The sequence below is a fragment of the Candidatus Sodalis sp. SoCistrobi genome (genome assembly GCF_900143145.1).
Lineage (GTDB): Bacteria > Pseudomonadota > Gammaproteobacteria > Enterobacterales > Enterobacteriaceae > SoCistrobi.
This window is the reverse complement of the sequence record NZ_FRDB01000116.1, coordinates 1-9,237: the sequence shown is the minus strand read 5'-3', so window position 1 is coordinate 9,237 and position 9,237 is coordinate 1. Positions and strand designations below refer to the sequence as shown.

At 58.1% G+C, this 9,237-nt stretch carries 5 protein-coding genes and 1 pseudogene; 1 reads left to right on the top strand and 5 read right to left on the bottom strand.

Annotated features, from left to right (window positions below):
• Positions 1 to 602 precede the first annotated feature (602 nt).
• Together CINSTRO3249_RS09230 and CINSTRO3249_RS09225 are read right to left on the bottom strand one after the other, a co-directional pair.
• Positions 603 to 2,564 (bottom strand): MacB family efflux pump subunit, encoded by a 1,962-nt coding sequence (locus CINSTRO3249_RS09230; RefSeq protein ID WP_074013067.1) that lies wholly within the window; start codon positions 2,562 to 2,564, stop codon positions 603 to 605.
• The gene (locus tag CINSTRO3249_RS09225; protein WP_074013066.1) at positions 2,564 to 3,727 is read right to left on the bottom strand and encodes an efflux RND transporter periplasmic adaptor subunit; all 1,164 of its coding nucleotides are present in this window, start codon (positions 3,725 to 3,727) and stop codon (positions 2,564 to 2,566) included. Before CINSTRO3249_RS09225 ends, CINSTRO3249_RS09230 begins: the two co-directional genes overlap by 1 nt.
• A gap of 1,090 nt (positions 3,728 to 4,817) precedes the next feature.
• Between CINSTRO3249_RS09225 and CINSTRO3249_RS09220 the strand changes: the two genes are divergently transcribed.
• Positions 4,818 to 5,633, top strand: coding sequence for a CPBP family intramembrane glutamic endopeptidase (locus CINSTRO3249_RS09220; protein WP_074013065.1), 816 nt, complete (start codon positions 4,818 to 4,820; stop codon positions 5,631 to 5,633).
• A gap of 411 nt (positions 5,634 to 6,044) precedes the next feature.
• Here the strand turns inward: CINSTRO3249_RS09220 and CINSTRO3249_RS09215 are convergent, their stop codons facing one another.
• The 3 genes and pseudogenes from CINSTRO3249_RS09215 to araC form a co-directional block, all read right to left on the bottom strand.
• Positions 6,045 to 7,016 carry a bile acid:sodium symporter family protein gene (locus tag CINSTRO3249_RS09215; protein ID WP_074013064.1) on the bottom strand — a complete coding sequence of 324 codons (972 nt, stop codon included), beginning with the start codon at positions 7,014 to 7,016 and terminating at the stop codon, positions 6,045 to 6,047.
• 70 nt (positions 7,017 to 7,086) lie between these two features.
• Positions 7,087 to 8,133 carry an oxidoreductase gene (locus tag CINSTRO3249_RS09210; RefSeq protein WP_074013063.1) on the bottom strand — a complete coding sequence of 349 codons (1,047 nt, stop codon included), beginning with the start codon at positions 8,131 to 8,133 and terminating at the stop codon, positions 7,087 to 7,089.
• Positions 8,134 to 8,214: 81 nt separating this feature from the next.
• Positions 8,215 to 9,131, bottom strand: a pseudogene (gene araC, locus CINSTRO3249_RS09205) (arabinose operon transcriptional regulator AraC).
• Positions 9,132 to 9,237: the final 106 nt, after the last annotated feature.

The window sequence follows — 9,237 nt, the reverse complement described above, 5'->3', positions numbered from 1 at the left end:
TGCTCATGCTGAGTTTCCAGCACTAGATTAACTGCCCGTTCACGGACTTCCGGAGAGTAACGTTTGGTCGTTGTCATAGAGACCTCCACTTTTAAAGTATAGACTCTAATTTATCCGGGGTGATTCAGTCTCAGACCCTCTGAAGTATTGGTGATGGCCTTGAGGCGGTGGATCCCGGCGTTAGCGCCGGCGTGAGGGCAAGGTTTTTGCTGCGGGCATGCTGCGGCGGTAGTAGTGAGTTTCTTTGCGGGCATGGTCTAAGGAAATGAGGATGATAAAATACCCACAATATTAGCAGGGGTTTCTCATGCTGCGCGGCGGCGCCGGTTATTTTCGCCCAAAGACTGTTTGACCAACGGTCACATCACCAACGGCGCGTGAATAGGCAGCGCACGGCCGCTCAAACGCCGCTGGCGGCACTGGCGCTGCTCCCGCAGAGACACCCTGTAGCAGGGTCGATGATCCGCAGCGTGAGGGGAATAGAGGGTTAAGAAAGTCATTGATAGGTGGCCTTAGCGCATTCACGGCGTGAAGACGTCACCTTTTACCGCTGCGAATGTCATTCACCCGCCGGGGCATCGCCGGCGGTATGCCCCGACCGGCTATTCACTGCTGAGCGCCTCCACCGGATTTAGACGGGCCGCGTTGCGCGCAGGCCAATAGCCGAACACCATGCCGATAGCACAGGCGCACAGAAACGCGCCGGAAACCGCCGGCCAGGAGGTGACCATCGGGAAGATGTCGCCCGCCAGCGCGCTGAACAACGCGCCACCGCTCAGGGCCAGCAGGACGCCAATGACGCCTCCCGTCAGGCAAACCAGCACCGCTTCGATAAGAAATTGCTGCATAATGTCGCCGCGCCGGGCGCCTACCGCCATTCTCACGCCGATTTCGTGGGTACGTTCGGTGACCGACACCAACATGATATTCATGACGCCAAGACTGCCGATAAACAATGCGATCATCGCGACCATCGCAATCAGCACGCTGAACGTCATAGACGTTTTCATGACCGAACGGCGGATCTTGCCATCGTTAAACAACATGAAATCCTTGACGCCATGACGCTGCAGCATCAGTTGCTCAATGGCGCGTTCCGCCGCCGCATTATCAATATCGGCCCGGGTCCGCACCACGATACCGTTGACGTGCTGCTGCCCCATTAGCCGATGCAAGGCAGTGGTATAGGGCAACCAGATATGGATGCGGTCAGAGCGATAACCGGTGACGTTGGTATCGGCGGCCATAACGCCGATGACCCGCACCGCCATTGTGTTAAGCAGGAGGATCTGCCCGAGCGGCGATTGCCCGGTGGCGGCAAACAAGGTTCGACGGGCGTTATCGTCGATAATGGCATCCGTCGTCGCCTGCGCCACCTGCTGCTGGGTAAATGGCCGGCCTTCAGCCAACGCAAGGCCTCTGACACGAAAATAGCTTTCCCCGACGCCGATAACATCCACGTTAGCGGCCTTATTGCGATAGCGCAGGGGCGCGGAGGTCCCCAACTCCGGCGACACGCTGTCAACATACCCTTGGCGGGCCAGCGCCGCGGCGTCAGCCGGTACCAGCGTGCGAATGGAGCCCGCAAACTCATCGAAAAAATCTTTACCGGGATAAATGCTGATAACATTGCTGCCGAGAAAATTAATGCGGCGCAGCGTTTGCTCCCGCGCCCCTTCCCCCAACCCCACCACCGTGACCACGGCGGCAATACCGAACACGATACCGGCCATGGTCAGTAACGTACGCATACGATGAGCATTCATCGCTTTCAACGCCATATGCAGCGACTCGCGCACCCTGTCGACCAGCTGCGCCCCGCGTCCGCGCCGGGGATGCGCCGCGCCCGGCGGCAGCGGTGGCGCCAGCGGCGTGTGATCGGTGCGGGTGTCCGCGACAATGCGGCCATCGTGAATCTCGATAATGCGGCGGGCATGGCGGGCCACCGCCATATCGTGGGTCACGATAACCAGCGTATGCCCCTGCCGGTTCAGCTCAGTCAGGATCGCCAATACGTCCTTGCCGGATGAGGAATCCAGCGCCCCGGTCGGTTCGTCCGCAAGGATTATCTCGCCGCCGTTCATCAGCGCGCGGGCGATACTCACCCGCTGTTGCTGGCCGCCCGACAGCTGCGCCGGGCGATGATGATGCTTACCCGCCAGCCCCAGCCGATCCAGCAGTTCCGCCGCTCGCCGCCGCCGTTCCTGGCGCGGGCGGTTGGCATACACCGCCGGGATCTCGGCATTGCCCACGGCGCTGAGCTCGGGCATGAGATGATAGCGCTGGAAGATAAAGCCAATATGCTCACGGCGCAGCGCCGCCAGAGCGTCGGGAGAAAGCTGCGCGACATCACGCCCGCGAATGCGGTATTCACCGCTGCTGGGCCTGTCAAGACAGCCCAGAATATTCATTAAGGTCGATTTGCCCGATCCCGAGGCGCCGATGATCGCCACCATTTCGCCGGGTTCAATGCGCAGATGGATATCGTTCAGGACATTGACTGTAGTGTCGCCCTGGCAATAGCTTCGGCTGACCCCCTGAAGTTCAATTAGCGGCGTGGTCATCACACCCCCGTGCCCAGCGGTTCATCCTGGGCCAGAATGACCTGCTCGCCCGCCTGCAGGCCGGACAGCACCTGCGCGTCGACAAAATTGTTCAAACCAATGCTGACCTCGCGCGTAACAGGCCTGCCCTTCACCAGCACCTGCAGCCTATAGCGCCCCTTGCCTTCCGAACGGGTCAGCGCCGCCGCGGGGATAAGCAACGTATTTTTCACGACATGCACGATAAGCGACACCTGTGCGGTCATATCGATACGCAGCCGGTTGTCGGGATTGGGGACATCAAACAGCGCATTATAATAAACGGCGGCGTTACTGCTGCTGTCGGTGCGCGTCGTCTCCTCTTCCTTGTTCAGGCTCTCAGGCGCCTGTTCGATGGCGCGCAAGCGGGCGTGATAGGGATGGTCAGGCTCGGCGAAAATGGTGAAAAACAGTGGTTGGTTCGGGGCGATGCGTGTAATGTCGGCCTCGGAAATTTGTGTTTTGACCGTCATGGTATCCAGTTGGGCTAGTTTTACGATAATCGGCGCGCTTTGCACCGCGTTGACCGTTTGGCCTTCGCGGGCGATAACCGCCACCACCGTTCCCGCCACCGGCGCACTTACGCGGGTGTAGCTCAGATTGACCTTTTCTTTCTCCACATTGATGTTGGCCTGCTCAATTTGAGCATCCAGTTCATCAATGCCGGCGCGCACCGTCGCCAGGTCCGCCTCCGCCTCTTCATACGCTTTGCGCGAGCTGGCATCATTGCGCCACAGGCGCTGCTGGCGCTGATAAGCCAGCGTGGCTTTTTTCAACGCGGCGACTTTGGCCGCGCGCTGCGCCTTGAAGACCTGTAACGCCGCCTGGGCGATCCTGAGCTCATTAATCTGGTTGGAGTCGTCGATTTCGGCAATCAGTTGGCCCTTCTCCACCCGATCGCCGTTGGCAACATGAAGCGCGGTAATTTGGCCAGACACCTGAGCGCCGACGCTGACGCTTTTCACCGCTTCGAGTTTGCCGGTGGCCTGCACCAACACCTGCAAATCGCCGCGGCGTACCGGCGCGGTAAGATAATCTGCGCGCGGCGTATGCAGTACCCGCCACGCCGCCGCCGTCCCTGCCAGCAGCATCGTGCCGGCAATCACCAACAGCACGCGCCGTGAAACCCTCGACCCTAAGAGCATTACTCTGTCCCCGCCATCGTACCGGCCCGCGCGGCACTCAGGCCCGTCCCGGGGAGCACGGCATACCGCGCAATGGCACCTGTTAGCGCCCTTTGCACACTATGCACACTATGCACGCCACAAACGATTGCCTCCCTGCGGCGCATGCGGCTGACATCCCTGGCGGTTATCGTTCGAGCCGGCGCCCGCCGGACTGGCGGGCCTGGGACGGCCGCGAACAGCGGGATCCCCCCCGCCGGCCTATGATGAATATTCACCTGCTTGCGGTTGCTCGTCGCCGACGTGCCGGCGCGCGGGAGATGACGGACAACCAGACTAGCCGAAACCGGCCACGAAATAAGCCCTGAATCCCGGCTGGGAAAATAACCTGTCATAAAAAAACCTGCATATTAAACCAGACCTTCCCCGGAGCGACAGTGGCCTATTCAGACTCGGCACGCACGTTGGCCGAAAAGGCGCCAGGGACAATGGGCTAAGCGGTAACACCAACGATTGCGTATTTTGCCACATTTCCCTTGTGGCAGATTAAACGCGGGCTATACAAAGCCGGCAATGCCAGGCTGCCTTAATTAGCGGCCACCTTTCACGCTGCGGATAATTAAATAGCGCTGAGGATACCATCAGTATGTTGTAACTAAACAAATGCCGGCCATGGCGAGAATAGTCTTTCCCGCCGCGTCACTGCCCCAGGACCCTTCGTCATCGGCCGGCTCCCGCGCCGATGCCCCCACCGCGTGCCTAAGCCATCTACTTTAAGCCAACATTCAGTGCGACGTTATTATTATATCGACCTCACGGATAGGCGGCGCGATTGATGATTATACCGGCTCACCCAGGCTAAATACCGCCACAGGTCTATTTTCACTGGAGTGATAACTTTCCTTTATCTTAATATTCCTCTGCCGCTTAAGCGTCAGTATCAAACAAAAGAATAGCCGCTGGCGCCGCGTGTCGGTACCTTCATATTATCGGTAATGTCGATTGACAAAGTTCCTGGCAACTCTTTTAATCAAGCAGCATTGGCATTATAGCCTCTTTTCCCATGAAAAAGATGAATCTAAACGGATTATAATAGACAGGAGTGATTATCATGGAATATCTATTGCCCTTATCCCTTGCCGCCATTGTTGTCAATTTTCGCGCGGCGTTGGTGCTGTTGGCCCTGGCCCTGGCGGTGGGCTTTTGGCAAGGTTATGTTGCCCTACCGGCTATCCTTTTTCTTGCGCTGGCGGGTCTGATTGCCCTGCTGCGTTGGCGTTATCAGAGCCGCAAGGGGGTCGCCATCATCTGCGAGGGCGTGCTGGTTATTGCCAGTGTGATGCTATTTATACACTGGGTGCCTGGATTCAACACGCCCAAAATTCTTGACCAGGTTCAGGCCGGGCCACACAGCCAACAGTTCACCCTCTATTACGGTCTGGATAAGGCGCTAATACCCTTTTTGTTGTTGGGCGGTCTACCGACGCTATTCGCGACCTCGGCGCAGGCCAATGTCGCGCCATGGCGATGGGCGCTATTGCTGCTTTGTGTTCCTGGTCTGTTGCTATTAGCCGTGGCGCTGGGCGGTCTTGCGCCAGAATTGCATGCGCCGGTGTGGCTCGGCAATTTCATGCTGGCAAATCTGTTTTTTGTCTCGCTGGCGGAAGAAGCGTTGTTTCGCGGGTACATTCAACGCAGGCTAGGACAGTTTACCGGTGGCCTGCCCGCTTTATTGATAACCGCGCTTTTATTTGGCTTGGCGCATTTTCAATCCGGCATGCTAATGGTGATTTTTGCCGGCCTGGCGGGTCTGGTTTACGGTCTGGCCTGGAAATGGAGCGGCAAGTTGTGGCTGGCGGCGGCGGTCCATTTTGCCCTGAACATGTGTCATCTGCTGTTTTTCACTTACCCGGCGTGGCGGCGCTAAGCGAAGCCTGGGTTGCCAGGTCTTGCCTGCGGCAAGGCGTTTGTACGGCGCGCATAAGCCAAAGGTGTCAATGAAAAGCAGCGGTTTGGCCTGGCAAACAGACTGGTAGAAAACGGCGAGGGTGTCAGTGCGCAAGCAGCAAGACGCTGACTGGCACCAAGCCTATACCATCTCAGGCAAACACTTCACTGCGCCAGTCAGCGCGTTCCAGAGCGGGCTGGCGGTAAACCTAAGCGGTCCACGCCTGCAAACAGGCAAACAACTTGCGGCGACGGTCACGCCTTAAATTAAGCAAACACCGCGCGGCGGGGGTCGATGCGTCAAGCACAACGCCGGGACGCCGCGCAAGGCGGCAGCCCCGGCCCGTCAGGGCCGATGACCCGCATCCGGCGCCGCCGCCGCTGTTGCGGCCTATTTACGCGCATAACGCTGGGCGAGAACCGCACACACCATCAATTGCACCTGATGGAAAATCATCAGCGGCAGGACCAGCGTCCCCACCATGGCGGCAGGAAACAGGACATTGGCCATAGGGATACCGTTGGCGAGACTTTTTTTCGAGCCGCAAAACACGATAGTAATCTCATCCGGCGTATCAAAACCCATCCAACGGGCTACATAGGTATTGGCAATAAGCACCAATGCCAGCAGCACCAGCGAGAACACCAGTATCGCCACCAGCGTCCAGCCGGTGATTTGCTGCCAGATACCCTCCACTACCGCCGCGCTAAAGGCAACGTACACGACCAGCAAAATGGATGGCCGGTCAGTGATATTCACCAGCGTTTTATGCCGTGCCACACAGCCGCCAATCAGCGGCCGTGACAGGTGGCCGATAATAAAAGGCACCATCAGCTGCAAAATAATCGAGCCGATGGCGTGCAGCGTATCATGACCGCCCGCCGCCCCTTCTTGGGTGTGCATCAGCAGCCCGACCAGCACCGGCGATAAAAATACGCCGAGAATGCTGGAAGCCGAGGCGCTACAAATCGCGGCGGCGACATTTCCGCCCGCCACGGAGGTGAATGCAATAGCCGACTGTACCGTTGCCGGCAGCGCACATAAGTAGAGAAACCCCATATACACGCTGTTTGACAGCAAGGTGGGCACAAAGACCTTCATCGCCAGACCCAGCAGCGGAAATAAGGCAAAGGTGCTAAGAAACACCACCACATGCAATTTCCAATGGCCGACACCGCCCAGTATAGCTTCCCGTGACAATTTGGCGCCGTGCATAAAAAACAGCAATGCGATGGCGGCGGTGGTCAAATTTTCAAAGATAGCCCGGGCGATGCCGCGACAGGGAAAAAATGACGCCAGTGCCACCACGCAAATCAACACCAACAAAAATTTATCAATACGCAAACGTTGCAACCAGGACATAGAGACAGCCTTTCCCTCATTGATCATGACGACTGAAAACGCGTGTTCCTCACCTCGCCTGCTGGCGTGGTCAGCCGTTCTTAACCGGCAACGTTTTACGTTGTTCGGCGCTTTCGATGCCTTGCTCGATGATTTCCATCACCCGAATGGCGTCTTCGGCCGGCACGGGATTCGGCGCCGTGCCGTTAACGGCCGCGTGAATACCCTGATAATAGGCGAGATAGTTTCCCGCAAGCGTAGGCTGTGCCGCCGCCCGACGCCCGCCCTCCTCGACAAGCGTAAGCACGCCGTCCTGCTTGTCGCCACCCCAACCGGGGCCGCCCGGCCGCTCGCCCGCTTTCAAACTGTCTTCCTGACTGTCGAGGCCATACTTGATATAGCTACCGCGGGTACCGTGCACCTCAAAGCGCGGCGTCGGCGCCGCGGCCAGCATGGTACCGTGCAGTATCACCCGACGCTGCGGGTAAATCAGCACCGCGTGAAAATAGTCGGTGGTTCGCGAGCCAGGACGTAACTGCGCCAGATCGACGTTAACCGCCACCGGCATACCGAACAGCACCAGGGCCTGATCAATCAGATGCGCGCCCAAATCATACCAGATGCCGCTACCGGCGCCGGGGCGCTCGCGCCAGCGATCCATCACTTCCAACCGGAAACGATCGTAATGGGAGGACAAATACCCGATCTCCCCCAGGGTGCCGGCGTTAATCAACTGCTGCAGCGTCAGGAAATCGCTGTCCCAGCGGCGATTGTGGAACACCGATAATACCCGCTTGCGCGCGCTCGCCAGCTGATTCAATTCCTGCGCCTGGGAGAGCGTTACGGTGAATGGCTTGTCCACCACCACATGCTTATCGGCTTGTAATGCCTCGCGGGCCAGCGGGAAATGCGTGTCGTTGGGGGTAGGAATGACCACCAGGTCAACATCGTCACGATGAATCAACTGCTGCGGATCATCAACCACCGTGACCTGCGGCCAGTCGGCGTGCACTTTGCCGGCATCGCTGGAAGAGACCGCCGTCAGGGTTAATCCCGGCGTCGCGTTGATTAAGGGGGCGTGGAAGGTTTTACTGGCGAAACCATAGCCAATGATTCCGATACGAAGCGTGTCAGCCATAGGTTGTCCTCGATTGACGTTGACGCCGCCGGCGGCAATGCGTCGGCGGCGTTAAGTTTACCGGACAACAATATCAATAAATTAGCCGCTCACGATAGCCTTTTCGTTGCTGGCAGACCAATTGACCGCCTGCTGGAGATCTTTCACCGGGTAGTTGATTTCACTGCTCTTGCGCCGGAAGTCGCTCGGACTAACGCCTACCCGCTTGCGAAACACCCGGGAAAAGTACAGCTGATCGTCATAGCCCACCACGCGGCCAATGGTGGCGATCGACTCTTGCGTGGTTTGCAGCAGCAGTTTGGCGCGGATCACTCGCTGATCCTCGCGCCAGCGTAATATGTTGATGCCCACCTGTTGCCGGAACAGATGCGCCAGGCGCGACGGCGACAGGCAGACGTGGCGGGCGACTTCGTCGATGCGCAATTCACCCGACAGATGTGCCGTGATAAATTGGCATGCTTCGATGATGCGCGGATCCATAATTTTACTCGGGCTTTGCGGATCTTCTTCCATGGCGCGCAGTAGCAGCCGCTCGAGCAAATTCATGCCCAGCTCTTCAGCGAAGCGCCGGCCCGAGCGCTGCGTTTGCTCAATATTGGCGAGCAGGCGATCGAATTCCGTGACCAGCGCCTCGCTGCCCAGCCGCAGCCGGCCGATATCGCGCATCTTGCTGTGCCATTCCAGCCAATCGCCCAGTAAGCCCGCGGCCGGAAGTAAACCCAGCGATGATACCAGCAATCCGCGTCGGGGGAGCGGCCATAATAGTGGGCGGATTTCGGCGGAAATAACAGCAAATCGCCGGGGGTACAAATAAAGGCCTGGTCCCCTTCTAATATCCGGCCCTGCCCTTTGATAGTCAAATTGAGTATATAGCCCTTCATTCCCTCAGGACGGTCTATATAAAAGTCCAGCGGGCCGTTGGCGATAATGGGCGTCAGGCCGGCAACCAGATAAGCGTTAAACGCATAGCCCGGTAATAGCCACCTCGTTATACACAAGTCCGCAACGACTTATATGCCAAGGGTTAGCGGGCTGAAATAGGCAGCCGGTGGGGTTGTAAATGAAGTGAAACCGACGTGTACTATCGCCATTTACGGCGCTGAA